The organism is Streptomyces aculeolatus (genome assembly GCF_020400605.1).
In the GTDB taxonomy this organism is placed as follows: Bacteria; Actinomycetota; Actinomycetes; order Streptomycetales; family Streptomycetaceae; genus Streptomyces; species Streptomyces aculeolatus.
The window spans coordinates 23,354-48,407 of the sequence record NZ_JAINRD010000023.1 but is presented as its reverse complement, the minus strand read 5'-3'; the positions used below and the strand labels follow the sequence as shown (position 1 = coordinate 48,407).

Below are 25,054 nucleotides of genomic sequence, written 5' to 3'. Positions count from 1 at the left end.
ACCGCATTTGGCCCGGTCTCAGGCTCATTGCGCGGTTGTGGGGAGGCGTTCGTGGACGACTACGCGGGCCGGGTGCTCGCCGACCGTTACCGGCTACCGGCTGCCGTCGACGCCGAACCCATCCACACGCGCGCCTTCGACACGTACAGCGGGCAGGACGTCCTCATCGGGCAGGTGCCGCTGCCGGAGGTCGTCGAGGCCGAGTTGATGGAGGACGGCGGCGCCGCGGACCCCTCCGGCTACGGCGACGGGGCGGGCCGGAGCGCGGCGAGTTCCGTGGTGCAGCGCGCGATGGATGCCGCCCGCGCGGCGGCGGCGATACCCGACCACCCCAGGCTGGCGCAGGTCTTCGACGTCTTCGAGGAGGGCGGCAGCCTCTGGATCGTCAGCGAGCTGGTGCCCGCGCGGACACTCGAAGGGCTGCTCCAGGAGCGGCCGTTGAGCCCGTACCGCGGGGCGGAGGTCGCGGCGGACATCCTCACGGCGCTGCGTGCGCTGCACGCGCACGGCTGGACCCACCGGAACATCACCACCCGCACGGTGCTCGTCTGCGACGACGGCCGCGTGGTCCTCACCGGGCTGGCGTCGGGCGCGGCGGAGGAGGCGCTCTGCGGCTACGACCCGCTGCCCCCGCCGCCCGGCCGCGGCGAACCACCGCGCCCCTCGGGCAGCCCGGGGCCGCGCCCCGGCGTGACCGCGGCGGACCCGGGTCCGGGCGTGGGCCCGGGACCGGGGCCCGGGCCGGAGCCGGGCGAGGGCCAGGGACTGCCGCAACTCCCGGACCCGGCGACGGGGTTCCTGCCGGCGCAGGGCGCTCCGCGGGGCGGCCGGCCGGACGGCGGCGTCTTACCGCCGGAGTGGGACACCGGCCCCGGCCCGTACGCCGGCCCCGGCGACGGCGCGGAGGCCCGCGGCGGCGCGGGACCGTACGGCACGCCGCCGTACGACGAGGACGACGAAGTATGGCGCTCGGCCCCGTACGGGGCAGGGGGCGGCGGTCAGGCCGGACCGGACCCGGCGGAGGGCGAGTCGCGGGGCGGCACGCAGGGCGGCGCGGCGGAGGGCTGGCCGTTCGGCGCGTGGCAGCAGGGCGGAGACCACGGACGGGCCCCCGGGACACCGGGCGGCGGCACGGCTCAACAGCCTTACGGGGGCGGCCCGCAGGGCGGCCCGATGCACGGTCCGGCAGGGAACGGCCCCGGTGCGTCCGGCGGTGGCCGGGCCCAACAGCCTTACGGAGGTGCGGCGCCGGGCGGTCAGCCCGTCGGGCCGAGTGGGGCCCCCGGCGGGGCTTCCGGTGGAGCGGTGCCCGGAGGGCCGCGGCGCGGGGACGAGGTGCCCGCGGCGCGGGCCGGGGTGATGGCGGCGTACCAGGCCGGTACGCGGGCCGCGGAGGCGCGGCTCGCCGCCGGTGCCGGTTCCGGTGCTGCCGGGGTGCCGGGTGCGCAGGCACCCGGGCGTCCGGTGGTGCCGGGGCAGGCGGCGCGTACGCCGGAGGCCGGCCGGCCTCAGCGCGGCGGGGCGACGGGCCCGACGTACAGCGACCACATCGAGATCGGCGGCGACCGCCCGGCCCGGGGCGGCGCCGACCCGGCGCCGCGGGCCGCCGGTTCACCGGATGCCGGCGCGCCCTGGGACGACCTCCCGCACGACACTCGCGACGACGGCTACGACGAGTACGGCACCGCGGACCCCTACGGCACGCAGACGGCCGCCCCCGGCGGCCCGTACCGCGGCACGGGCCAGGCGCCCCACCCGGGCGGCCACGTCCCGCCCGGCGCAGCACCCGGCGGGGCGCCCGGGGCGGGCGGCGGACCGGGGCCGTACGGCGCGGGTTCGCCCCGCGGTGCGGCTCCGCGCGGCGGCCCCGGTGCACCCGGTCCGGGCGGCGGCGCGGCCGCGGCCGGTGGGCCCGGCGCGTACGGCGCAGGCGTGCCGGGCAGCCCGGCACCCCGCGCCGGCGGCACCGCTCCCGGCGGCCCGCCCGGCCCCGGCGGTGGTCCCGGGTCTGCGCCGGGTCCCGGTTCCTACGGCCGCCCCGGTGCCGCCTACGGCGCTCCGGGCGGCCCCGGTCCATCGCGCGGTCCCGCTTCTGCGCACCCGCCCGGTTCCGGTTCCTACGACCGCTCCGGCCCCGCCCACGGCGGTCCGGGCGGGGCCCGTGGTCCCGCTTCCGCGTACCCGTCCGGTGGCGCCCACCGGGGCCCGGGCGGCCAGGCGGCCGACGGGCCCGGCGGCGCGCCCGGTTCCGGTACCTACGACCGCTCCGGTGCCGCCCACGGTGGTCCCGGCAGGGCCGGTGGACCCGGTGGACCCGGTGGACCCGGTGGACCCGCACCGTACGGTGCGAACGCGGCCGGCGGTTCTCTGCCCGGCAACTCCCCTGCCCCCGGCGCCTCCCACACCCCCCGGGGCCCCGCCGGGTACGGCAATCCCGGCCCCGGCCGGGCGGCCGGTCCGCACCCCGGTGCCTACGGCGGCCCCGGCGGGCGGCCCGCCGACGTTGCCGAGCCCGAGCCCGGGCGGTCCCTGCCCGACTCCCTCCCCGGCGGCGCCTCCTACGGCGGCAGCCTGCCCGGCGTACGGCCCGGGGCCTCCATCGCCGTGCCCGTAGGCGCGCAGCCCGTGCCCGTGCCGCGCGACGAGTCGCCCGGGCCCGAGGCCGGCGGCGCCGGGCGGTATCCCGGGCCCAGTACCCGGCTCGCCGCCGAGCGGGCGCGGCAGACGAGGATGCAGGTCGTCGGCGCCGTCACCGAGCGGTGGGCGCCCGAGCAGGCCGGGCCCGTCCACGAGCACTGGCAGCTCGCGCCCCCCGTCGGCCCCGCCGCCGACCTGTGGGCGCTCGGCGCGCTGCTGTTCCGCGCCGTCCAGGGGCACTCCGCGTACCCCGAGGAGGACGTGAGCGAGCTGGTGCAGCTCGTCTGCTCGGAGCCCGCGGCGCTCGCCGAGGAGTGCGGGGCCCTGCGTCCCGTCGTGGAGTCGCTGCTGCGCCAGGACCCCACGGAGCGGCCGGACTTCGAGGAGTTGCGCGGCTGGCTGCGGTCCCTGATCCGGACCGCGCCGGAGCCCGGCATCGGCAGCCGTACGGTCACCGTGCCGCAGCACGGCACCGGCCGCGGCGGCGATCCGCGGCGGCTGCCGATACTGCGGCGGCGCGGTGAGCTGATGCGCCGGCGGCGGGCGAACAAGTCGCCGGTGCCGGTGCACGCGCGGCACAAGCGCCGGGCGCGCCGCGGCCCGCGCGGGCCCCGCAGCCTCGGCCGTACGCTCATCGCCCTGGTCTTCGTCGCCATGGCCGGCGCCATCGCGTACGCGGCGATGTTCATGCCGCAGGCAGACGAGGCGGGCAACCGCGAACAGCGCAGCGTCGTCGGCGCCGGCCGCGACGACGAGCCGGGGGAGTCGGCGGCACCGCCCGCGGACTCCGGCGAGCGGGACGAACCCGAGGAGCCCGGGGACGCGCCCGACAAGCCGAAGGACGGCGGGCAGGAAGGCGGGCAGGGCGAAGCCGCCGGTTCCGAACTGCCCGACGGCTTCGTGCTCCGCGAGGACCCGGCCGGCTTCGAGGTCGCCGTCCGCGAGGACTGGCAGCGCGTCGCCGGGAGCGAAGGACAGATCCGCTACACCGGCGGGGACTACGAACTCGTGGTCGTGCCCGGCCGGGACGGCGTCGGGGAGTTCGGCAGCGACCCGATGGCGTACCAGCAGCAGAGCGAGCCGGAGCTGGACGAGTACCGCGACTCCGCGTGGGCCGAGGCCGACGGGCTGCGGCGGATCGAGGTCGGGCAGCGGGTGATGGCGGAGGGCGAGTTCGACTGGACGGACGGCGGCGGGCGGCAGGTGCACGCGCGCAACCTGGCGATGATCTGGGACGACAGCTACCACGTGGTGATGCTCATCGGGCCGGACGGCAAGGGCGAGGAAGTGGAGCGGTTCCACCGGATCGCGGCGGAGAGCTACCGGCCGACGGGGTGAGGCGGCGGGTGCCGTAGCGGGAGCAGGCGGTGCCGGCCCGGCCTCCCGCGTCGCGTACGGCCCGCGCGCCCCCTCCCCGTCACCTTCCTCCGCTACCCTCCCGCCCATGTCGGACCAGGCCACCCCTCTCGCCCGCCGCCTCGGCGTCGGCGACGCCGTGCTCGTCGGCCTCGGCGCCATGCTCGGCGCCGGGATCTTCGCCGCCCTCGCCCCCGCCGCCCGCGCCGCCGGCTCCGGGCTGCTGATCGGCCTCGCCGCCGCCGCCGTCGTCGCGTACTGCAACGCCACCTCGTCCGCCCGCCTCGCCGCTCGCTACCCGGCGTCCGGCGGCACCTACGTCTACGGCCGCGAGCGCCTCGGCCCGTTCTGGGGCTACCTCGCCGGGTGGGCGTTCGTCGTCGGCAAGACCGCGTCGTGCGCGGCGATGGCGCTGACGGTCGGCGCGTACGCCTGGCCGGAGTACAAGCACGTCGTCGCGGTGGCCGCCGTCGTCGCGCTGACGGCCGTCAACTACCGCGGCGTGCAGAAGTCCGCGCTGCTCACCCGCGTCGTCGTCGCGGTCGTGCTCGCGGTGCTGGCCGCCGTCGTCGTGGCGGCGCTGACCAGCGGCGCCGCCGAGGCGGACCGGCTGCGGCCGGGCGGCGACGCCTCGGTCTCGGGGGTGCTGGAGGCGGCGGGGCTGCTGTTCTTCGCGTTCGCCGGGTACGCGCGCATCACGACGCTCGGCGAGGAGGTACGCGACCCGGAGCGGACCATTCCGCGCGCGGTGCCGGTGGCGCTGGGCATCACGCTCGTCGCGTACGCGGCGGTGTCGGTGGCCGTCCTCGCGGTCCTCGGCCCCGGCGGGCTCGCCCACGCGACGGCGCCGCTGTCGGACGCGGCGTCGGCGGCGGGCGCGGCGTGGCTGGAGCCGGTGGTGCGGGTCGGGGCGGCGGTGGCGGCGCTGGGGGCGCTGCTGGGGCTGATCCTCGGAATCTCCCGCACCACTCTGGCGATGGCCCGGGACCGCCACCTGCCGCACGGTCTCGCGGCGGTGCACGAGAAGTTCCGGGTGCCGCACCGGGCGGAGCTGGCGGTCGGCGCGGTGGTGGCGGTGGTGGCCGCGACGGCGGATGTGCGCGGGGCGATCGGGTTCTCGTCGTTCGGGGTGCTGCTGTACTACGCCATCGCCAACGCCTCGGCGTGGACGCTCACTCCGCAGGAGGGCCGCCCGCCGCGCGCGGTGCCGGCGGTGGGGCTCGCGGGGTGCGTGGTGCTGGCGTTCTCGCTGCCGCCGGCGTCGGTGGCGGCGGGCGCGGGGGTGCTGGCGGCGGGCGTGGTGGCGTTCGCGGTACGGGGACGGTGGGCGGGCCGGTGACGGACGGCGGACCGGTCGCGGGCGGCGGACCGGCGGCGGGCGGTGGCGTTCTCCTCGCGCGGGCGCGGGCGCAGTGCGTCGCCGGGGGCGTGCGGTGCGCCGGTGCCGAGGAGGTGGTGGAGCGCGTCTTCGCCGTGCAGGCGCAGGACGTGGAGGCCGCGGCGCTCGGGCTGCGGGCGCGCGCGTACGGGCTGACCCGCACCGCCGTACGCGAGGCGCTGGAGGAGCGGCGGACCCTGTTCCGCGGCTGGTTCATGCGCGGCACGCTGCACCTCGTACCCGCTGCCGACGTGCACTGGCTGCTCGCGCTCTACGGCCCCCGCCTGGCCTCCCGCACCGGCCGGCGCTACCGCGACCTCGGCCTCGACGAGGACCTGTGCGAGCGCGCGGAGCGCGTCGTCGCCGACGCGGTCGCCGCGCACGGGCCGCTGACCCGCGCCGAGTTGGCCGAGCGGCTCGCGCGCGTCGGCGTCGAACCGGCCGGGCAGGCGCCGATCCACGTCATCCGCAGGACGGCGCTCGCCGGGCTGGTCTGCCACGGGCCGCTGCGCGCCGGTGAGCCCACGTACGTCGCGCTGCACGACTGGCTGCCGCCCCCGGCCGGGCCGCAGCCGGCCGGTGACGACGTGGTGCGCGAGCTGGTACGCCGCTACCTCCGCGGCTACGGGCCCGCGGGGCCCGACGACTTCGCGGCCTGGTCCGGCCTGCCGCCGGGCACGGCGCGCCGGGTATGGCCGCAGGATGCGGAGACCGCGGCGGACCCCACCGCAGGCCCCGCGGCGGACCCCACCGCTCCCGACGTCCGGCTGCTGCCCGCGTACGACAACTACTGGCTGGGCTGGCGCGACCGGGACGCCGCCATTCCCCCCGAGTCCGTCCGCGCCGTACGCCCCGGGGGCGGGCAGATTCGCGCCGCTGTTACCGTGAATGGCCGCGCGGCCGGTACATGGACCCGCCCGCGGCGGGGAAACGTGCAGGTCCGCATGTTCGCCGAGGGCCCCGACCGGGTCGCGGCGGATGTCACGGCGGAAGCCGCCGATGTCGCACGTTTCCCACAGAGTTGATATCCGGGGGAGCGACCGCGCGGTAGTGCGCTATTGATGGTGCCATGACGGACGAGGGGGACAAGGTGGGGGACGAGCCCACGAGCTACGGCCTGCGGCCACCACAGCCACCGCAGCAGAACGCAGGGGGCGCCGTGCCGGGGGCCGCCGGCGCCACTCAGGTCGTCGCCGATCCGGCGACCGGCCGGCTGATCGGCGGGCGCTACCGCCTCGCCGCCCGGCTCGGCGCCGGCGGCATGGGCACGGTGTGGCGGGCCCACGACGAGGTCGTGGACCGCGACGTCGCCGTGAAGGAGCCCCGGCTGCCCGCCGACCTCGACGAGCGGACGCGGCAGACGGCGTACGAGCGGATGCAGCGCGAGGCCCGCGCCGCCGCCCGGATCGACCACCCCTCCGTCGTCACCGTGCACGACGTGGTGATGGAGGACGGCAAGCCCTGGATCGTGATGGAGCTGGTCCGGGGGCGCTCCCTCGGCGACCAGCTCACCGAGGGCACCCTCGACCCGCGCGAGGTGGCGCGCATCGGCGGCGCCGTGCTCGGCGCGCTGACCGCCGCGCACGAGGCGGGGATCCTGCACCGCGACGTCAAGCCGGACAACGTGCTGCTGGGCCGGTACGACCGCGTCGTGCTCACCGACTTCGGGATCGCGCAGATCGAGGGCGAGCAAGGGCTGACGGAGACCGGCGCGTTCGTCGGGTCGCCGGAGTACATCGCGCCGGAGCGGGTGCTCGGCCAGCGGCCGGGGCCGGAGTCGGACCTGTGGTCGCTGGGCGTGGTGATGTACGCGGCGGCCGAGGGCATGTCCCCGTACCGCAGGCAGACCGCACCGGCGACGCTCCAGGCCGTGCTCTCGGCCGAGCCGGCGGCGCCGGCCCGGGGCGCCGGGGCGCTGGGCACGGTCGTGATGCAGCTGCTGCGCAAGGACCCGGCGGCGCGGCCGGCGCCGGACGAGGTGCGCCGGCAGCTGGAGGCGATCGCCCGGCCGGTGCCGGCGCCGACGATGATCGCGCCGGTGGCGGGCGGCGCGGGTGCGGGACGCGGCGCGGGGAAGCTCGCGGCGGCGCTGCCGAAGGGCCGCGGCGCGCGGCTCGGCGTGCTGGGCGGGGCGGTCGCGGTGGTGGCGGCGCTGCTGCTGGCGCTGGTGAACCCGTTCGGTGGCGACGACGCGCCGGAGGGCTGGAAGACGTACGACGAGACGGAACAGCTGAAGGCGTCGCTGGCGGTGCCGGAGGACTACAAGCGCAGCGTCGACGAGGGCACGGTCACGTTCCGGGACCCCGGCGGCACGCCGAGCCTGTGGATCACGCGCTCGAACGACGTGGAGGACAGCGCGCTGAGCGAGGCCAACGCGACGCTCGACTGCGACAAGGGCGACAACCTGGAGTGCACCGAGCTGAGCTCCGACGTCGAGGGCACGGTCGAGGAGTACGACTACAAGGGCCAGGACGCGGCCGAGATGATCGTGACGTGGACCCGCGACGAGGGCTACGAGGAGGAGACCGAGGCGCGCAGCCGGGAGTTCTTCTTCGTCAACGACGACGGCATCGGCTGGCACCTGACGGTGGAGATGGCGGCGGCGGGCGAGGGCAAGCGGGACGGCGAGCGGATCTACGAGCAGGTCGTCGAGTCCCTGGACATCCAGGACATGTGACGGAGGGGGCCGCGAGCGGGAGGGGCGGGCCGAACGTATGAGCCAGTGATCGCTGGCGGAATTCGGTTACCGGCAGGTATCCAAAGAGGCGGCGGGCGTCCTACCCTCGGCCGTATGACGGAGACCGCCGTAGGCAACCCCACCGCTCCCGCTCCCGACGGCGCCCGCACCGCCGGCGCCGTCGCCGCCGAGTTCGTCACGCCCGCGCTCGTCGAGCGCCTGACCCGCGGCGTCGCCGGCTCCGGCACCGTCGCCGTCCGGTCGCCGCTGACCGGCGAGGCGCTGGCCGACGTGCCGGAGGCGGTGCCCGCGGACGTGGAGGACGCGTTCGCGCGCGCCCGCGCCGCGCAGCGGGCCTGGGCGGCCCGGCCCGTACGCCAGCGGGCCGCCGTGCTGCTCCGCTTCCACGACATCCTGCTGCGCGACCAGGACGAGGTCCTCGACCTCGTGCAGCTGGAGACCGGCAAGGCCCGGCTGCACGCGCACGAGGAGGTGCAGGCCGTCGCGCTGGCCGCCCGCCACTACGGCCGCCGCGCCCCCGCCTACCTCGGCCCCAAGCGCCACACCGGCGCCCTGCCGACGCTGACGAAGGTCACCGAGCTGCGCCACCCGCGCGGCGTCGTCGGCCAGATCGCGCCGTGGAACTACCCGCTCGAACTCTCCGTCGGCGACGCCCTGCCCGCCTTCGCCGCGGGCAACGCGCTCGTCATGAAGCCCGACTCCAAGACCCCGCTGACCGCCCTGTGGGCGCGCCGGAAGCTGATCGAGGCGGGGCTGCCGGAGGAGGTGTGGCAGGTCGTCATCGGCCCGGGGCCGGTCGTCGGCCCCGAGATCGTCCGGCACGCCGACTACGTCTCCTTCACCGGCTCCACCCGCACCGGCCGCGAGGTCGCCCAGGGTGCCGCGGCCCGGCTCGTCGGCGCCTCGCTGGAGCTGGGCGGCAAGAACGCCATGCTGGTGCTCGCCGACGCCGACGTGGAGAAGGCGGCGGAGGGCGCGGTGCGCGCGGCGTTCGCGTCGGCGGGGCAGCTGTGCATCTCCGTCGAGCGGCTGTACGTGCACGAGTCGATCGCCGACGCCTTCCTCGCCCGCTTCGTCGCACGGACGAAGGCCATGCGCCTGGGCAACACCCTCGGCTACGGCGCCGACATGGGCTCGCTCGTCAGCGAGCAGCAGCTCGAGACCGTCACGCGGCACGTGGACGAGGCGGTCGGAAAGGGCGCCGAGGTGCTGGCCGGCGGACGCGCACGGCCGGATGTGGGCCCGTACTTCTACGAGCCGACGATCCTCGACGGCGTCGAGCCCGGCATGACCGTCTGCGACGAGGAGACCTTCGGGCCCGTCGTCTCCGTCTACCGCTTCCGCGACGAGGACGACGCGGTCGCCCGCGCCAACGCGACGCCGTACGGGCTGAACGCCAGCGTGTGGACGAAGGACGGCCGCCGCGGCCACCGGGTCGCGGCGCGGCTGCAGACCGGGACGGTGAACGTCAACGAGGGCTACGGGGCCGCGTACGGCAGCGTGCAGGCGCCCATGGGCGGGATGAAGGACTCCGGGGTCGGCCGTCGGCACGGCTCGGAGGGGATCCTGAAGTACACGGAGTCGCAGACGGTGGCGCAGCAGCGGGTGGTGCCGCTGGCGCCGTTCGCCGTGGGCCCGCTGCGGTACGACGACGACAAGAGCTACGTGGCGTTCATGAGCCGGGGGCTGCGGGCTCTGAAGGCGCTGCGGTTCCGGTAGGGCGGGGCGCGGGCAGGGGCCCGTGCGCGAGGCGGCCCGTGCCGTACGCGGGTGAGGGGACGGCCGGTCCGGGCGTCCCCGGAACCGGCCGCATCCCTGTCGGGACCGGACTGCTGTCCCCTGCATCCGGTCGCCGCATCCGGTGCAACGAACCGGGTGCGGCGGCGGTCACGTAACCCGGGGGCGACCGGGTGACCGATCAGAACGGACTTGCCCCCTTCCGGCCCTCCTGCTGAAACCATTCTGTGACCGCTGGGACCGGACTCCGCCTCGGATATCGGATCGTCACCGTAGGAGTCTGGAAGGCGGAGGTCCGTATGGCCTTGAATGCAGTGTCATGCACTTCCTCCGGCCCCTTGTGACGTTCCCGCGCGTGGTGCGCCACTACTCCTGGGTCGGCGCCGACTTGCCCTTAGACGAGGACGTCCTGCTGGACGCCCCCGACCACCGCGTACGGGCCGTTCTCCTGGCCGCGGGCGCGGGCGACTTCCGCCCCGCCCGCGAACTCCTCGCCGGCGCCGGGCAGGCGGCGGAGTGGGAGCGGCGGGACACGTACGTCGCGGAGCTGGCGACCGCCGCCCTCGACGACGACGGGTGGCTGCGGCGCTGGCGGGAGTGGGACCCGGAGTGCGGGAACGCGGCGGTGGTCGAGGCGGAGCGGCTGCTGCGGGCGCGGCAGGCGGAGGAGGACGGGCCGCGGCGGCGGCGGTTCGAGGGCTGGGGCGTACGGCGGCGGGGCGGGCCGGGGCCGGCGGCGCCGGGTCCGGGGGACGGGGGTCCCGAACGGCCCGGCGACGGTGCCGCCCCGGGGGCCGGGGTGGCCGACGCGGAGTCGTGGCCGGGGTACGGGGTGCCGGGCGCGGGCCCCGGGTACGGACGGCCCGGAACGGGGCAGGGCCCGGCGCAGGGTACGGGGCCGGGTGCCGGCTCCGGCCGGCCGGGCATCGGTGCGGGGGCGGCCCCGGGCGCGGGACCGGGGGGCCCGGCGCCGGAGGCCGGCGGGGATCCCCGTACCGGAGCGGCCGGCGCGGACGCAGGCGCCGCGGACAACGGTGCCGACGGCGACGGCGGTGACGGCGGCGGCGGACGCTCCCGCGGCCCGTACGGCGCCAGCGGCCTCCCCGCCACCGACGCCCGGTCCGCGCTGCGCGACGTCCTGCCCCTCGTCCGGCTGGCGGCGGCGCAGGCGCCCGGCGACCCCGTACCGTGGCGCATCGCCCTCGACCACGCCACCGCCGTACGCGCGCCGCGGGAGGCGTTCGTCTCCCGGTTCGCCGAGGCGGTCGTCCGCGCGCCCGGCCACCACGGCGCGCACCTCTCTGCGCTGCGCTACCTCGCGATCGTCGGGGAGGCGGACGTCGAGGAGTTGATGGTCTTCGCGGAGGAGTCGGCGGAGGAGGCGCTGCCGGGCTCGCTGCTGCACGCGCTGCCGCTGGAGGCCGCGGTGGTGGGCGCGCACCGGGACTGCCTGGGACTGTCCGGCGGACCCGATGCCGGCGACGCCCCCGACTCGTCCACCACCTGGGCCGTCGAGCACGCGCTCGAACTGTCCGCGCACTACGAGCCCGGCGACCCCGAGGCCGCGGGCTTCCGCAACTGCCTCGCCGCCGCCCTCGTCCGTGCCCGGCGCTGGGACGAGGCGCTGGAGGCGTTCCGCGCCGTCGGCTCGGACGCCCGCGGCATGGCCTGGGCGCGGCCCGGGGACGACGCCGAGGCCGTCCGGCGCCGCTTCCTCCTCGCCCGCCAGGAGGTACGCGCCCAACTCGCCCGGCGCGTCCCGCTCTTCGGCCCCCGGCCGGACAACGCCCCGGGCACCGCGGGCGGCTTCGGGCCCGCCGGGACCGGCGCCGCGCCCGCCCCGGCCCCGTACGCCGGGATCGTCGTCTGCACCGCGCCGCCGCCGGCCGTCGCCAAGGCGGCGCACGCGGCGGACCTGCGGCTGCGGCTGACCGCCACGGGCAGCGCCCGCACCTGCGCCCAACTGCGCGCGCGCCAGCGCACGGAGCCCGGCCACACCCCCGTACGCGCACCGGGGCGGGCGCCGGGCCGGTGGCCGCGGGGCCGTACGGTGTCGGCGGAACCGCCGTCGCCCGGCGCGCTCCTCACCGCCGCGGCGGCGATGACGCGGGGCGAGGGCTGGCCGGCGGTGGCGCTCTACGCGGCGGACGGCGCGGCGGGCATCGCGGTGTACCGGGGCGGGGAGCGGACGGCCGAGTTCACGTGGCGGGCGACCGGCGCCGCGTCGGTGACGGCGACGGTGCGGGACGTGGCGCAGAGCGCGCCGCCGGGCGGCGGCGGCCCGGCGCCGGGCGGGCAGGAGTGGGCGCCGCGGGGCGGCACCGGGCAGGTGGCGCAGTTCGCCGAGGTACGGGACGCGGCGGAGGCCATCGCCGCGGCGCTGGCCGTCGCGGACGCCAGGCCGCTGACCGGCGTCCTGCGCACGGCGGGCACGCGCCGCCCCCGCAGCACGCTGGCGGAGGCGCTGCAGGCCCTGGGCCTGGCGGAGTTGGCCGCCGTCTTCGACTCGGCCCCCGCCGACCCGCCGAGCCGCCCGACGACCCCGCAGGCGGGCCCGGACCCCGTGCCCTGAGGCGGGCTCGTCCGGTCACCCCAGCAGCCGCTGCTCGTTCGCCACCGCCACGGCGGCGGCCCGCGAGTCGACGCCCAACTTGTCGTAGATCCGGCCCAGGTGCGTCTTCACCGTCGCCTCGCTGATGAACAGCGCCCGCGCGATCTCCCTGTTCGAGCTGCCCCGGGCGAGCTGCGCCAGGATGTCGCGCTCGCGGTCCGTCAGCGCCGGCCGCGGCGTGCGGAGCTGGGCCATGACGCGGTCCGCGACCGGCGGCGACAGCACCGTGCGGCCCTCCGCCGCCGCGTGGATCGCCGAGAACAGCTCCTCCGGCCGCTCCGCCTTCAGCAGGTAGCCCGTCGCGCCGGCGCCGACGGCGCGGGTGATGTCCGCGTCCGTGTCGTACGTGGTGAGCACCAGCACCCGCGTCCCGGGGAGTTCGGCGACGATGCGGCGCGTGGCCGTCACGCCGTCCATGCCGGGCCCGAGTTGGAGGTCCATCAGCACGATGTCCGGCTTCAGCTTCGCCGCCGCGGCGAGGGCCTCCTCGCCGGTGCCCGCCTCGCCGACGACGTCGATGTCCGGGGCGCTGGACAGCAGCGCGAGCAGACCGGCGCGGACGACGGCGTGGTCGTCGCAGAGCAGTACGCGGACGGTCATGAGGAAGTCCCTTCTCCGCCGGGCCCGGTGCCGGACCCGGATCCCTGCGCAGGCTCCTGCCCGGAGCGGGAACCGGAACCGGACCCGGAACCGGACCCCGCGCCCCCCGCCGGCACCGCCGCCGACAGCACCGTGCCCTCGCCCGGCGCCGACTCCACCGTCAGCGTCCCGCCCAACTGCCGCAGCCGCGCCCGCATCGCGGGCAGCCCGTGCCCCCGCGCCGCCCCCGGGCCCGGGAGAGCCTCCGGGGCGAAGCCGCGGCCGTCGTCGGCGACGTCCAGCACCACCTGGTCGCCCAGGTCGCTGAGGGTGAGCGCCACGTGCGCGGCGCCCGCGTGCTCGCGGGCGTTGGCGACCGCCCCCTGCGCGACGCGCAGCAGCGCCGCCTGCGTACGCCCCGGCAGCTCCGGCGGCGTACCGTCCTGCCGGAACACCACCTCCGGACCGCCCCCCGCCCCGCTCTCCCGCTCCGCCAGCCGCGCCAGCGCCTCCGCGAGCCCGCCGCCCCCGGCCAGGTCCGCAGGCGCCAGGTCGTGGACGAAGCGGCGGGCCTCGGCGAGGTTGCGGTCGGTGACGGCGGCGGCGACCTCGACGTGCCGCATCGCCGCGCCGGGATCCGTCCGCCACGTACGCTCCGCGGCCTGGAGCAGCATCCGCTGGCTGGACAGCCCCTGCGCCAGGGTGTCGTGGATCTCGGCGGCGAGCCGCTGCCGCTCGGCGAGGGTGCCTTCGCGGCGTTCGATGGCGGCCAGCTCGCGGCGGGTGCGTACCAGGTCGTCGATGAGCGCGCGCTGCCGCACGGACTGCCGCTGCATGGAGACGAACACGGCCGCGGCCAGGGCGGCGACCGCGGGCGGGCCGAGGATGAGGATCGGCAGGTCGCCGCTGTTCTTGGCGATACGCAACTGGGCGGCGACCACCAGGACCGTGAGCGCGCCGATCAGCCACAGTGCGGCGCGGGTGGGCAGGATCCGCAGGGCGGCGTAGAAGAGCGGCACCCCGCTCCAGGCGAAGCTGGGCGCGAACACCACCAGCACCACCCACACCCCCACGAGCACGGCCAGCCACACCCGCCCCGCGAGCCTGCCGAGTCCGCCGCGCCCGGCCACGTACACCGCGATCAGCGCCGCCGTCAGCCCCACGACCCACGGGATGAGCCCGCTGCCGGGGTGGCGCAGCAGGTAGCGGGCGAGGGAGGCGGCGAGCAGCAGGAAGAAGGCGGCGTGGAGCACCGCGCGCAGCCGGCCCGCGTCCGGGTCGGCCCGGGGCGGGCCGAGGGGGTCGGTGGGCACGTTCATCCCTGCTTCGTACCGCGCGGGGGCACCCCGACGCATCAGCCGTTCGGCTGACCCCCGTGTCCTCCGACCTGCCGCCCGACGGCAGCCGCACCGCCGACCCGCGGGGGCGGAGGGCGGGGCGAGGGTGGAGGTACGGAGCAGGCGGTACGGGCCGGAGGGCGCGGGCCGCCGGACCCGGCCGAAGCCCACGTACCGTACGTACCGGAGGAACGCCCACCATGAAGAAGCTCTCGATCCGCGCCCGTGTCCTGACCGGCGCCGCCGCGACCGCGGTCGTCGGCGGCAGCGTCCTCGGCGTCGCCACGACCGCGACGGCGGAGCCGGCGGCGGCATCGGCGGCGGCCCCGGCCGCGGCGGCCCCGGCGAAGGCCGGAGTCGGCGGCAAGGACCTGACCACCACCCGCCACCTGACCGACGACGCCGCGCTGGAGGCCGCGCAGGCCGCGCTGAAGGCGGCCGAGAAGGACGGCCAGCGGGTGTCGGTCGCGGTCGTCGACCGCAACGGCAACACCGTCGTCACGCTCCGCGGCGACGGCGCGGGCCCGCAGTCGTACGAATCGGCGGAGCGCAAGGCGTACACCGCCGTCTCCTGGAACGCGCCCACCTCCGACCTCGTCGAGCGGCTGGACGACGCCCCGACGCTGAAGGACATCCCGGGCACCCTGTTCCTGGCCGGGGGCGCCCCGGTGCAGGCGAACGACGCCCCGATCGCGGGCATCGGCGTGGCCGGCGCGCCGAGTGGCGCCCAGGACGAGGCGTACGCGGAAGCCGGCGTCGCCGCACTGGACCACTGATGCCCCGGCGCCCCTACGCCCCGTCCGCCCGCCGCCGCGGCATGCGCGGCGGCGGGGCGGCGGCCGGCGCCGTGCTGGTGGCGCTCGTCGCCGTGGCCGGCTGCGCTTCGGACGGCGAACCGGACTCCGGCACGTCCTCCGCCGCCCCGGCCCCCGCCCGCTCGACCCCCGCCGACTCCGCCACCCCGGGAGGCCCCGTGTCCGACAGCCCTGCACCCCGCGACACCCCCCGGGACCCCGCCCGGGACCGCGACCTGCTCGACGCCGCCGAGCGCGGCGACGCCGACGCCGTACGCGCCGCGCTCGACGCCGGCGCCCGCGTGGAGGCCCGCGACGACAACCGCCGCACCCCGCTCCTCCTCGCCGCCCTCGGCGACCACGTCGACGCCGCCCGCCCCCTCGTCGCCGCCGGCGCCGACCCCGACGCCCAGGACGACCGCAGCGACAGCGCCTGGCTCGTCACCGGCGTCACCGGCAGCGCGGAGATGGGCCGGCTCCTCAGGTCCGGCGACCGCGCCCCGGACCTGACCCTCACCAACCGCTTCGGCGGCACGTCGCTGATCCCGGCCTCGGAACGCGGCCACGTCGCGTACGTCCGCTGGATCACTGAGCACACGGACATGGACGTGAACCACGTCAACGACCTCGGCTGGACCGCGCTCCTCGAAGCGGTGATCCTCGGCGACGGCGGCAAGGACCACCAGGAGATCGTCGCCCTCCTCCTGGCCGCCGACGCGGACCCGGACATCGCCGACAAGGACGGCGTGACCCCGCTCCAGCACGCGAACAACCGCGGCTTCACGGAGATAGCCGCACTGCTGGACAACGCCTGACCGATGACTTTCGCCGCTGACCCGGGTCGATGATTGACGACCCGGCAATCAGCACAGAAAGGACACCCCATGGGAAACCCCGTGGTGCACTTCGAGGTCATCGGACGCGACCCGGCGAGGCTCCGGACCTACTACGGAGAACTGTTCGGGTGGGAGTTCGGGGTCGGCGACGCCGCCACCGAGGCCGTCTCCCAGCCCGGCAACTACGGCTTCGTGGACGGCAGCACGACGGACGGCGGGATCAACGGCGGCGTCGGCGGCGGCGAGGGCTACGAAGGGCGCGTCCTGTTCTACGTAGGGGTCCCCGACGTGGAAGCGGCCCTCCAGAAGGCCGAAAGCCTCGGCGGCAGACGCGTCATGGGCCCCGAAGGAACCCCCGGAACCCTGGTGGTCGGCCGTTTCACCGACCCCGAGGGCCACGTGATCGGCGTAGCCGGCACGAAGTAGCGAACGCTGCCCGGCCCTCGTCGCCCCGGCCGGCGGGGGCCGCGGCCGGGGCGGGCCGAGGGCCGACGAAGCCCGCTTCGGCGGCATCGTGGTCCAGCCGGAGGAGGGCTGTCCCGGCTGACGCCCGCGTCGGTCCTCCCTTCCCGCATCCACCAGGTCCGGGGTTACGGTTCCCCCACAGCCGGTTCCGATGGCCAGGAGGTCTCATGCCTCGTCCACGTCACGACGTGCAAGCATTCCAAGCCCGTGCGGCCGACGCCGACCTCGACGATCTGCGTGCGCGACTGGCCGCGGCGAGGCTGCCGGAGGCCGAGACGGTCCGTGGGGCCGCACCCGGCCCTGGCCGGTGGGCACAGGGCGTTCCGCTCGCCGACCTCGTCGACGTCGTGAACTACTGGCGCACCGGGTACGACTGGCGGTCGTTCGAAGAACGCCTCGACCGGATCGGCCAGTTCCGTACGACCATCGACGACCTGGGAATCCACTTCCTGCACCGGCGATCCGCGCGCGCGGATGCCGTTCCCCTGATCCTGACGCACGGCTGGCCGGACAGCATCGTGCGGTTCATCGACGTGGTGGACGAGCTGGCGGATCCGAAAGACGTGGACACGCCGGCCTTCCACGTCGTGGTCCCGTCGCTACCGGGCTTCGGCTACAGCGACAGGCCGGCCACTACCGGGTGGGGAACAGAAAAGATCGCGGGCGCCTGGGTGGAGCTGATGGGAAGGCTGGGCTACCCCGAGTTCGCGGCCCACGGCGGCGACTGGGGCGGCAACATCACCACGGTCCTCGGCGGCAGGTTCCCGGCGCACGTCCTCGGCATCCACACGACCTTCGCGGAGGGACCGCCCGGTCTGACGACGGACGGTCTGACGGCGGAAGAGCGCACATGGGCCGAGGAAACCCGCGATTTCTGGCGCCACCGCGCGGGGTACGCGAAGCAGCAGGCGACCCGGCCGCAGACCATCGGCTACTCGCTGGTCGACTCACCGGTCGGGCTTCTCGCGTGGATCCTCGACAAGTTCGCCGAGTGGTCGGACACCGAGGACAGCCCGTTCGAGACGATTTCCAGGGACCGCATCCTCGACGACGTCACCCTGTACTGGCTGACCCGGACCGGCGCATCGGCGGCCCGCATCTACTACGAAAGCCACAACTCGCTCGACCCCGAACTCCGGGTCGACGTCCCGTCGGCCATTACCGGCTATCCCCGCGACGTCGAGAAGTGCCCGCGCCCCTGGGCGCAGGAGCGATACCGCCGGATCGTCCGATGGAGCCTGCCCGAAAGCGGGGGGCACTTCCCGTCGCTGGAAGTCCCCGAGCTTTTCGTCAAGGATCTACAAGAAGGCCTGGCGGCAGTATTGTCCGCACCCCGCTGAACCACCCCGGCATCCCGACGCCGGGCCACCGCCCGATCCGGAAGCCCGGCCACCGCGCCCCGGCCGAGCGTCCGGCTACGGGCTGGTCGCCCTCTCGACGGCGTCGAAGATGTCCGCGTCCGTCTCCCGCTGCCACGCGGGAAGCTCGGACCAGTCCGCCACGTAACCCGGCTTCGGGTCCTCGATGCGGTGATGGATCTGCGCAATCCAGCAGGTGGCGACGAAACGCCCCCGCTGCTCCCGGCTCAGCCGAACCGTGCTGCCGCCCGAAACCCTGACGAACTCCCGCACCTGCCGACACACGGCCGCCGCGGCCTCCCGCTCCCAGTCCGGGGTCTCCTCCCACGGGGTGACGTACCCGGGCTTCGGCTCGCCGGGGTAGTGCTTCCTGACACCCGCGATCCACGCCTCGCGAAAGATACGGCCTTCCTCGACGTCCACGAATCTCCTTTCACCCTGAGGGATTCGGCTCACTGCTCCTGGACCAGGGGAACGATCTGGGAAAGCACCCCCGGCGTCACGGCGATGGTCTCGCCCGAGTCGATGTCGTGCGGGCTTCCGGACGCGGACACGACCCGCGCACCGGCCTCGCGCGCGATCACGACGCCCGCCGAGGTGTCCCAGGGGTTGTTGGACAAGATGACGCACGCGTCGGTCTTCCCTTCCGCAACCCAGACCAGATCCAGGGCTGCGGTCCCCCACATACGGACCCGCTGAACCCGCCCCGCAAGCCGTCCGGTGATCGCCAACCGCAACTCGTTGCGCACCCGCGCGTCCGTGCCGACGGCGTAGTCCCCGATGGACACGATGGCTGCGCTCAAGTCGGTGGTGCCGCTCGCGTGGATCCTTCTCGATCCGCAGTATGCGCCGCCGCCTTCGACTGCGTGGTACCGGGAATCCATGAAGGGCAGGTCGACGACGCCGAGTATGCAGCGCTTGCCGTCGAAGAGCCCCAGAGAGACACAGCAGAGTGGAATGCCTCGCACAAAATTCGCAGTCCCGTCAACCGGATCCAGAGCCCACATGAACCGCCCTTCCTGCGGAGACTTCCCTTCCTCCTCGCCCAGGAAGGCGATCTCCGGAGTCAGACCGGCCAGATACTCACGCACCGCCGCCTCGACGGCGAAGTCGACCTCGGACGCCATGTCGCGGTCACCTTTGGCGGTGATCTCGCCGGGGTCGCGGCTGACGATGATGGACTTGGCGAGCTCGACGGCGCCGTCGGCGATTTCGAGCAGATCGGCAAGCTCGGTCATAGGGGTGTCGCTCGATCCCAGAGTGAGGTGAAGATCTGCTCGTACGTATGGAAAAGCTCACCGCCGTGCGCCCTGCGCTCGACCAGAAAGGTCGGAGAATCCACCCCGCGGGCTTGCGGAAGATAAGGCTGGATCACCCCGGTCGTGTCATCGATGAGGGTGATGTTGAACCTGAGGGTCTCGTTCGAGACGCCGATCTCGACTCGATCGCGTTTATCTGCCTCCAGAAGGGACCGCACGCGTTCCTGCGCGATCCTCAGGTTGATCTCGGTGAGGCCGGCCAGGAATCTGATGTCGTAACCTTCCTCGCGCTCGCGGACCTTCATGGCGTCGCTGCCCGGATCCAGGAAGAGTAACTGAAACCGTGTGCCGGACTCGATCAAGCGGCGAATCTGCGCGTCCGGGTAGTGCTGGATGAAAAGGTTGAGGGAGAGCCCGCTTGTCCGGACGAGGGAGGCGGTTTCGATCATTTCGTAAAGCGGGACCTCGGACAGGAGCTGTGATCGGGACATGTAGACGCCTGTCAGGTCAAGGTGTCGATTCCCCTGGCCGGGAGGTTGCTGCTGGTCGTCCGACGCTTTTTCGCGATAGGGAGCAAAAAGCTCGTCGACCGTCCAGCCGGGGAACATGATCTCAAGGACCCTGCAAGAGTCAGTGCGAGGCTTTCCGCTCCGGAGATCTCCCTTTAACCACCGGTAGAACTGGGCATGTCCAGGGTGGCTGCCGCTCAATCTTCTGTCAATCCCTTTCGCGACCTTCTCCCATTCCTGGCAGAAGCCCGCGTAGCTGAGGTGGCGCTGCTGGATCAGAGTCTTGATGGTCAGCACTTCTTCGCCCATGGGCTGCCTCGTTCCTGGCCGCTCGGGGCTCCTCACGATACTCCGGATGAGACCCGGAAGATACATGAAGATACCGAAAAGAGTGAAGGAGGGACGCGGGCGGTATCGAAATGCGACCAGTGGTAATGCCACTGTGCGGCATGTCCACAGCAGTCGACCGAGTACCAGCTTTGAGGCGATGGCAGATGCCGAGTAGGGCGACCGATCAGGCGGGCATTCCTGACATGCACGTGATGAAGTGGCAGTGGCGTCGGCATCCCAGGTGCGTGGGGCTGGCACGAGCTCAGTTGCGTAAGGCCCTGGCCGGGTGGGGGATGGCCGGGATCGAGGAGTCGGCCGTGCTGGTGGTGTCGGAGTTGGTGACGAACGCCGTCGTGCATGCCCGGGTGCCGACGGGCAGGGAGATCCAGACCCGCTTCGTGCGGCAGGACGGCGCCGTGCGCATCGAGGTGCACGACGCCTCGGGCGTGTGGCCGGTGCCGCGCGTGCCGGACGAGTCCGGGGGCTACGGGTTGCTCCTGGTCCAGGCATTGGCGTCCCGGTGGGGCGTGGTCGAGCGGGAGCGGGTCGGCAAGGCGGTGTGGGCTGTGGTCGCCGATTCGGGTGGTGACGCGTGGCGGTGAGCCCCACCCGGTGCTCCGGGGCCGTCGTGCGCGGAGCACCTGGGTGGAGGGGCGTCACACCCGGCCGCGGCTGAGTTCCAGGAGGGTCATCGCCAGGGTCGTGCCCGGGCGGCCCAGGCGGTCGCGGTAGCGGGCGAGGATCTCCATTTCGCGGGAGAGGTTCACGCGGCGGCCGCCCGAGGCGATGCGGGCCTTCTGGATGCCGGCCGAGACCGCCATCCGTTCCTCGACCAGCGCGATGATCCGGGTGTCCAGGTCGTCGATCCGCTCGCGGGCGTCCGTGATCTCCGTCGCCGCCTCGTCCGTGCGTGCGCCGGTCCGGTCCGTGGTGCCGGCCGCCGCGGGGGCCGGGGTGCGGTCGGTCGACTGGGTCGCGTTCATTCGTCGCTCCTGGGGTACGGCCCCGGAGCCCGCCGCCCGGCGGCGGCAAACGCAGCGCGCCCCGGGCCTGCCGGCCCGGGGCGCCTGGGAAGTCGCTTGTCAGCTCAAGCGCACGACCATGGCAGCCGGACGGGCCGGTCGCCATAGGTAAAGAGGAAGCTCTGCGTGCGCATGGCCGCAAGTATTCACCCCGGACCCCGGGTGGACAAAGGCGGCCCGCATGGTGAGACGCCGCAGCCGATAGACTCGGCGGTATCTCCTCTCCCACCGCCGGAAGGCCGCAGCAGTGACCTCAGCGACCCCCGACACCGTTCTCGTCGTGGACTTCGGTGCCCAGTACGCCCAGCTCATCGCGCGCCGCGTGCGCGAGGCCCGGATCTACAGCGAGATCGTGCCGCACACGATGCCGGTGCCGGAGATCCTGGCGAAGAAGCCCCAGGCGATCATCCTCTCCGGCGGCCCCTCCTCGGTGTACGCGGAGAACGCCCCCGGCATCGACCCGGCGATCTTCACCGCCGGCGTGCCCGTCTTCGGCATGTGCTACGGCTTCCAGCTCATGGCCCAGGCCCTCGGCGGCACGGTGGACAACACCGGGAGCCGCGAGTACGGGCGTACGGGGCTGAGCGTCTCCCGCCCCGACTCGACCCTCTTCGAGGGCACCCCCGAGCGGCAGAACGTCTGGATGTCCCACGGCGACGCCTGCTCGGCCGCCCCCGCGGGCTTCACGGTCACCGCGTCGACCGAGGGCGTGCCCGTCGCCGCGTTCGAGGACGACGAGCGGAAGCTCTACGGCGTACAGCACCACCCGGAGGTCATGCACTCCACCCACGGCCAGCTCGTCCTGGAGCACTTCCTCTACCGCGGTGCCGGCCTCGCCCCCACCTGGACGACCGCCAACGTCGTGGAGGAGTCCGTCGCCGCCATCCGCGAGCAGGTCGGCGAGGCGCAGGCGATCTGCGCGCTGTCCGGCGGGGTGGACTCTGCGGTGGCCGCCGCGCTCGTCCAGCGGGCCATCGGGGACCGGCTCACCTGCGTCTACGTCGACCACGGGCTGATGCGCAAGGGCGAGTCCGAGCAGGTCGAGAAGGACTTCGTGGCCGCGACCGGCGTGCAGCTCAAGGTCGTCGACGCGGCCGAGCGGTTCCTCACCGCGCTGGCCGGAGTGTCCGACCCCGAGCAGAAGCGGAAGATCATCGGCCGGGAGTTCATCCGGGTCTTTGAGCAGGCGCAGGCCGAGATCGTGGCCGCGGCCGGGAGGTCCGGGGCGTCGGTGCGCTTCCTCGTCCAGGGGACGCTCTACCCGGACGTCGTGGAGTCCGGCGGCGGCACCGGCACCGCGAACATCAAGTCCCACCACAACGTCGGCGGACTGCCGGAGGACCTGGACTTCGAGCTGGTCGAGCCGCTGCGGCGGCTCTTCAAGGACGAGGTCCGGATGGTCGGCAAGGAGCTGGGGCTGCCCGAGGCGATGGTCCAGCGCCAGCCGTTCCCGGGCCCCGGGCTCGGCATCCGCATCGTCGGCGAGGTCACGAAGGACCGGCTCGACTTGCTGCGCGAGGCCGACGCCATCGCCCGCGAGGAGCTGACGGCGGCCGGGCTCGACCGCGACATCTGGCAGTGCCCGGTGGTGCTCCTCGCCGACGTGCGGTCGGTGGGCGTGCAGGGCGACGGGCGCACCTACGGGCACCCGGTGGTGCTGCGGCCGGTGTCGTCGGAGGACGCGATGACGGCGGACTGGTCGCGGCTCCCGTACGACGTGCTGGCGCGGATCTCGACGCGGATCACCAACGAGGTGCCGGACGTCAACCGCGTGGTTCTCGACGTCACTTCGAAGCCGCCGGGGACGATCGAGTGGGAGTGAGCGGCCCGACGGCTCCGGCGGGCCGCCGGTAGGGCAGAATTCGCTCTCATCACATGTACGGCTTGCGGTCAAGGGGGCACCAGGTGGCGGTGGAAGCGGGGGGAGACCACACGGGGCCGCCTGCGGCGGGCGCCGCGGGCGGTACGGGGTCCGGTGCCACGGGTACCCGGCCCGGTGGCGGATCGGGGGAATCCGGCGGTACGCGGTCGGGCGGGGAGAGCGATACGCCCGGTGACCAGCCGTCCGGGGTTGCCCCCGGGTCACCGGTGGGTGCCCGCGTCCCGCACCCCTCCGGCAGCGAAACGGCCGGGTCCGGTGACGCCTCTGCCGGGTCCGGTGCCGCGACGCCCCCGTCTGCTGCGTCCGCGGCTGCGACGCCCGCGTCCGGTGCCGCGACCGCCGCCTCCGCCACCGGGTCCGAACCCGCCCCCGAAACCCCCGACCCCGCCGTCGAGTTCGCCCGGCGCCGCGACGGCTTCGCCGCCGGCGAAGGCGTGCCCGCCGGCGTCGCCTACTCGCCCGGCGCCTCCCGCCAGTGGGTCTCCGACGAACTGGCCCGCTCCGCCGACACCCTCGCCGAGCGCGACGCCGCCGCCGGCGAGACGTGGCTGGCGTCGCTGTGGCGGCGCAGCCTGTACGTCATCGGCGCCGGCCTGCTCGGCCTCCTGCTCGTCGTCGGGCTCACCGCCCTCGGACCCGGCTGGACCCGGGCCCGTACCGCGGCGCTGCTCGCCGCCGTGCTCACCGCCGGCCTGCTGGCCGGTGCCGCGTGGCTGAACCGGGCCCGCGGTGGGCTCCTCGCCCCCGTCGTCGGCGAGGACGGCCGGCTGTCGACCGGCCGCGCGGTGGCCGGCGCCTGGACGCTGCTCGCCGGGTACGCCCTGCTGCACCTCGCCCTCGCGCTGGCCCTGGCCGACGGCTCCGCCGCCCGCGACCGGCTCCTCGACGGACTCGGCTGGTCCGCGACCGGCGCCGGCACGGGCGGCGCCGCCGGGCTCGTCGTCACCGTCGCCGCCGCGTGGGCCGCCGCCCTCGGCGCCCGCGCCGTCGTGGCGTACCGGCTGCGCAGCGGCGGCCTGACCAAGACCCGCGCCGGCCGCCCCCGCGCCGCGGACCTGCTCACCGACGACGCGGGCCGCGCCGCCGCGGTCGACGTCCAGTACGTCGTCGTCTCCGCCGCCGCCCTGCTCTTCGCCCTGGTGCAACTCGGCCGCCGCCCCGAGGAGTTGCCGGGGCTGCCGTGGGGCGTCGCCGCGCTGGTCGCGGTGAGCGCGGCGGTGCACCTGGCGGCCCGGCTCGTCGACGGCGGGCGGCCCGCGGTGCTCTCCGTCGTCCGGGTCCGCGAGCCCGGCGACCTGCACACCGCGATCCGTACCGGCGACGACATCGAGGTTCGGGGCACCGGCTTCGTGCCGCCCGGCGCCGAGTCGCCGGAGCTGCTGGCGCGCGTGGTCGTGCGGATCGGCGCCGTCCACGTGCACGTACCGCTGGTCCCCGTGCCCGGCGGCTTCGCCAACCCCGCCGCCACCCGGCTGACCGTCCCGGTGCCGGTGGACGTGGAGCCGGGCCGCACGGAGTTGCGGGTCGTCACCGCGGGGGGTGCGGAGTCCGCCCCGTACCTGCTCGACATCGTCGACTGAGCGGACGCGAACGACCCGATCCGGTTGAGCGTTCACGAACCGCTTTACGTATCCCCTCCCACACATGAAGTATCGGCGCCGGGGCGATCACCGGCACGGTCCACGGCAGGAGAGGCGGACTACACATGGCACAGGACCAAGCGTCCGGCACCGGCGTTCTCGGGAGGGTGCCCCAGGGGGAGCCGCCCGGCGGGCTGCGGGCCGCCGCGGCGCGGTTCGCGCTCCTGCCGCTGCGGATCTTCCTCGGCTTCACGTTCGTCTACGCGGGGTTCGACAAGCTCACCGATGACGTGTTCCTCGACTCCAGCGGCCCCGGCTCGCTGCACGACACCCTGGACACGCTGCCCGACGTGGCCATCCCGGCGCTGGTGGACCTGGCGCAGCAGGCGCCGACGGGGTTCGGGATCGCGATCTCGCTCGGTGAGATCGCGGTGGGGCTCGGCACGCTCGCCGGGCTGTGGGCGCGGCTCGCCGCGGCCGGCGGGGCGCTGCTCTCGATGACGCTGTGGTTCACGATGAGCTGGTCGGCGGACCCGTACTACTACGGCCAGGACCTGCCGTACATGGTGGCGTGGATTCCGCTGATCATGGCGGGAGCGCCCTACTGGTCGCTGGACGCGGTGCTCTCGGTGCGCCGCCGCCGCAAGGGCCAGCAGCTCTTCGCCTAGCGCGCGTACCGCCCCGTC

At 75.2% G+C, this 25,054-nt stretch carries 20 protein-coding genes; 14 read left to right on the top strand and 6 right to left on the bottom strand.

From position 1 onward, the window contains the following. Nucleotides 1-51 precede the first annotated feature (51 nt). From LG396_RS30160 to LG396_RS30135, 6 genes are all read left to right on the top strand, one after another. Nucleotides 52-3,975, top strand: coding sequence for a serine/threonine kinase C-terminal domain-containing protein (locus LG396_RS30160; RefSeq protein ID WP_225797201.1), 3,924 nt, complete (start codon nt 52-54; stop codon nt 3,973-3,975). Nucleotides 3,976-4,081: 106 nt separating this feature from the next. Then, nucleotides 4,082-5,332, top strand: a complete 1,251-nt coding sequence (locus tag LG396_RS30155) for an APC family permease (protein WP_018851753.1) — start codon at nt 4,082-4,084, stop codon at nt 5,330-5,332. Next, nucleotides 5,329-6,396: a winged helix DNA-binding domain-containing protein gene (locus LG396_RS30150; protein WP_225797200.1), complete on the top strand. Its 1,068-nt coding sequence runs from the start codon at nt 5,329-5,331 to the stop codon at nt 6,394-6,396. The genes LG396_RS30155 and LG396_RS30150 overlap by 4 nt, the downstream gene beginning before the upstream one ends. A gap of 134 nt (nt 6,397-6,530) precedes the next feature. Further along, the gene (locus LG396_RS30145; protein ID WP_225797258.1) at nt 6,531-8,048 is read left to right on the top strand and encodes a serine/threonine-protein kinase; all 1,518 of its coding nucleotides are present in this window, start codon (nt 6,531-6,533) and stop codon (nt 8,046-8,048) included. A 114-nt stretch (nt 8,049-8,162) separates the two neighbouring features. After that, nucleotides 8,163-9,788: a succinic semialdehyde dehydrogenase gene (locus LG396_RS30140; RefSeq protein ID WP_145898376.1), complete on the top strand. Its 1,626-nt coding sequence runs from the start codon at nt 8,163-8,165 to the stop codon at nt 9,786-9,788. Nucleotides 9,789-10,125: 337 nt separating this feature from the next. Continuing rightward, nucleotides 10,126-12,378 (top strand): hypothetical protein, encoded by a 2,253-nt coding sequence (locus LG396_RS30135; protein ID WP_225797199.1) that lies wholly within the window; start codon nt 10,126-10,128, stop codon nt 12,376-12,378. A 15-nt stretch (nt 12,379-12,393) separates the two neighbouring features. Here LG396_RS30135 and LG396_RS30130 read toward each other — a convergent pair whose 3' ends face one another. Both LG396_RS30130 and LG396_RS30125 read right to left on the bottom strand, forming a co-directional pair. Next, nucleotides 12,394-13,017, bottom strand: a complete 624-nt coding sequence (locus LG396_RS30130; RefSeq protein WP_018834766.1) for a response regulator — start codon at nt 13,015-13,017, stop codon at nt 12,394-12,396. Continuing rightward, nucleotides 13,014-14,315, bottom strand: coding sequence for a sensor histidine kinase (locus tag LG396_RS30125; RefSeq protein ID WP_225797198.1), 1,302 nt, complete (start codon nt 14,313-14,315; stop codon nt 13,014-13,016). The genes LG396_RS30130 and LG396_RS30125 overlap by 4 nt, the downstream gene beginning before the upstream one ends. Nucleotides 14,316-14,533: 218 nt before the next feature. Here LG396_RS30125 and LG396_RS30120 point away from each other — a divergent pair, with 218 nt between their 5' ends. From LG396_RS30120 to LG396_RS30105, 4 genes are all read left to right on the top strand, one after another. Next, complete coding sequence (locus tag LG396_RS30120) at nt 14,534-15,109, top strand: GlcG/HbpS family heme-binding protein (RefSeq protein ID WP_225797197.1); 576 nt, start codon at nt 14,534-14,536, stop codon at nt 15,107-15,109. A gap of 197 nt (nt 15,110-15,306) precedes the next feature. Beyond that, on the top strand, nt 15,307-15,942 hold the full coding sequence (locus tag LG396_RS30115) for an ankyrin repeat domain-containing protein (RefSeq protein ID WP_372483590.1): 636 nt from the start codon (nt 15,307-15,309) through the stop codon (nt 15,940-15,942). Nucleotides 15,943-16,011: 69 nt separating this feature from the next. Beyond that, nucleotides 16,012-16,389, top strand: a complete 378-nt coding sequence (locus tag LG396_RS30110; RefSeq protein ID WP_018834762.1) for a VOC family protein — start codon at nt 16,012-16,014, stop codon at nt 16,387-16,389. Between the two features lie 206 nt (nt 16,390-16,595). Continuing rightward, a complete protein-coding gene (locus LG396_RS30105; protein ID WP_225797196.1) occupies nt 16,596-17,768 on the top strand; it encodes an epoxide hydrolase family protein in 1,173 nt (390 codons plus the stop codon). A gap of 75 nt (nt 17,769-17,843) precedes the next feature. Here LG396_RS30105 and LG396_RS30100 read toward each other — a convergent pair whose 3' ends face one another. Genes LG396_RS30100 through LG396_RS30090 form a run of 3 tightly spaced genes read right to left on the bottom strand, consistent with a single transcriptional unit; the run spans nt 17,844 to nt 19,863 of the window. Continuing rightward, on the bottom strand, nt 17,844-18,209 hold the full coding sequence (locus LG396_RS30100) for a hypothetical protein (RefSeq protein WP_225797195.1): 366 nt from the start codon (nt 18,207-18,209) through the stop codon (nt 17,844-17,846). 29 nt (nt 18,210-18,238) lie between these two features. Next, entirely contained in the window at nt 18,239-19,024 is a 786-nt protein-coding gene (locus LG396_RS30095) for an inositol monophosphatase family protein (RefSeq protein WP_225797194.1), read from the bottom strand. Continuing rightward, a complete protein-coding gene (locus tag LG396_RS30090; protein WP_225797193.1) occupies nt 19,021-19,863 on the bottom strand; it encodes a DUF5919 domain-containing protein in 843 nt (280 codons plus the stop codon). The genes LG396_RS30095 and LG396_RS30090 overlap by 4 nt, the downstream gene beginning before the upstream one ends. 185 nt (nt 19,864-20,048) lie before the next feature. On the opposite strand from LG396_RS30090, the gene LG396_RS30085 reads away from it, so the two are divergent. Beyond that, nucleotides 20,049-20,486, top strand: a complete 438-nt coding sequence (locus LG396_RS30085; RefSeq protein ID WP_372483585.1) for an ATP-binding protein — start codon at nt 20,049-20,051, stop codon at nt 20,484-20,486. Nucleotides 20,487-20,540: 54 nt separating this feature from the next. On the opposite strand, the gene LG396_RS30080 is transcribed toward LG396_RS30085, so the two are convergent. Further along, a complete protein-coding gene (locus tag LG396_RS30080; RefSeq protein WP_018834755.1) occupies nt 20,541-20,867 on the bottom strand; it encodes a chorismate mutase in 327 nt (108 codons plus the stop codon). Nucleotides 20,868-21,153: 286 nt separating this feature from the next. Between LG396_RS30080 and guaA the strand changes: the two genes are divergently transcribed. The 3 genes from guaA to LG396_RS30065 all read left to right on the top strand — a co-directional run bounded on the left by guaA (nt 21,154) and on the right by LG396_RS30065 (nt 25,036). Continuing rightward, nucleotides 21,154-22,728 carry a glutamine-hydrolyzing GMP synthase gene (gene guaA / locus LG396_RS30075; RefSeq protein ID WP_225797191.1) on the top strand — a complete coding sequence of 525 codons (1,575 nt, stop codon included), beginning with the start codon at nt 21,154-21,156 and terminating at the stop codon, nt 22,726-22,728. Between the two features lie 266 nt (nt 22,729-22,994). Beyond that, the gene (locus tag LG396_RS30070) at nt 22,995-24,368 is read left to right on the top strand and encodes a hypothetical protein (protein ID WP_225797190.1); all 1,374 of its coding nucleotides are present in this window, start codon (nt 22,995-22,997) and stop codon (nt 24,366-24,368) included. A gap of 125 nt (nt 24,369-24,493) precedes the next feature. Further along, nucleotides 24,494-25,036 (top strand): DoxX family membrane protein, encoded by a 543-nt coding sequence (locus LG396_RS30065; RefSeq protein WP_018842072.1) that lies wholly within the window; start codon nt 24,494-24,496, stop codon nt 25,034-25,036. The last annotated feature ends 18 nt before the right edge of the window (nt 25,037-25,054 follow it).

What these genes read in the sequence shown, in the direction of transcription:
- LG396_RS30155 (WP_018851753.1), top strand. Translation starts at nt 4,082, where the DNA reads ATGTCGGACCAGGCCACCCCTCTCGCCCGCCGCCTCGGCGTCGGCGAC.
- LG396_RS30140 (WP_145898376.1), top strand. Translation starts at nt 8,163, where the DNA reads ATGACGGAGACCGCCGTAGGCAACCCCACCGCTCCCGCTCCCGACGGC.
- LG396_RS30135 (WP_225797199.1), top strand. Translation starts at nt 10,126, where the DNA reads ATGCACTTCCTCCGGCCCCTTGTGACGTTCCCGCGCGTGGTGCGCCAC.
- LG396_RS30130 (WP_018834766.1), bottom strand. Translation starts at nt 13,017, where the DNA reads ATGACCGTCCGCGTACTGCTCTGCGACGACCACGCCGTCGTCCGCGCC.
- LG396_RS30125 (WP_225797198.1), bottom strand. Translation starts at nt 14,315, where the DNA reads ATGAACGTGCCCACCGACCCCCTCGGCCCGCCCCGGGCCGACCCGGAC.
- LG396_RS30120 (WP_225797197.1), top strand. Translation starts at nt 14,534, where the DNA reads ATGAAGAAGCTCTCGATCCGCGCCCGTGTCCTGACCGGCGCCGCCGCG.
- LG396_RS30110 (WP_018834762.1), top strand. Translation starts at nt 16,012, where the DNA reads ATGGGAAACCCCGTGGTGCACTTCGAGGTCATCGGACGCGACCCGGCG.
- LG396_RS30105 (WP_225797196.1), top strand. Translation starts at nt 16,596, where the DNA reads ATGCCTCGTCCACGTCACGACGTGCAAGCATTCCAAGCCCGTGCGGCC.
- LG396_RS30095 (WP_225797194.1), bottom strand. Translation starts at nt 19,024, where the DNA reads ATGACCGAGCTTGCCGATCTGCTCGAAATCGCCGACGGCGCCGTCGAG.
- LG396_RS30090 (WP_225797193.1), bottom strand. Translation starts at nt 19,863, where the DNA reads ATGGGCGAAGAAGTGCTGACCATCAAGACTCTGATCCAGCAGCGCCAC.
- LG396_RS30085 (WP_372483585.1), top strand. Translation starts at nt 20,049, where the DNA reads ATGCCGAGTAGGGCGACCGATCAGGCGGGCATTCCTGACATGCACGTG.
- LG396_RS30080 (WP_018834755.1), bottom strand. Translation starts at nt 20,867, where the DNA reads ATGAACGCGACCCAGTCGACCGACCGCACCCCGGCCCCCGCGGCGGCC.
- LG396_RS30065 (WP_018842072.1), top strand. Translation starts at nt 24,494, where the DNA reads ATGGCACAGGACCAAGCGTCCGGCACCGGCGTTCTCGGGAGGGTGCCC.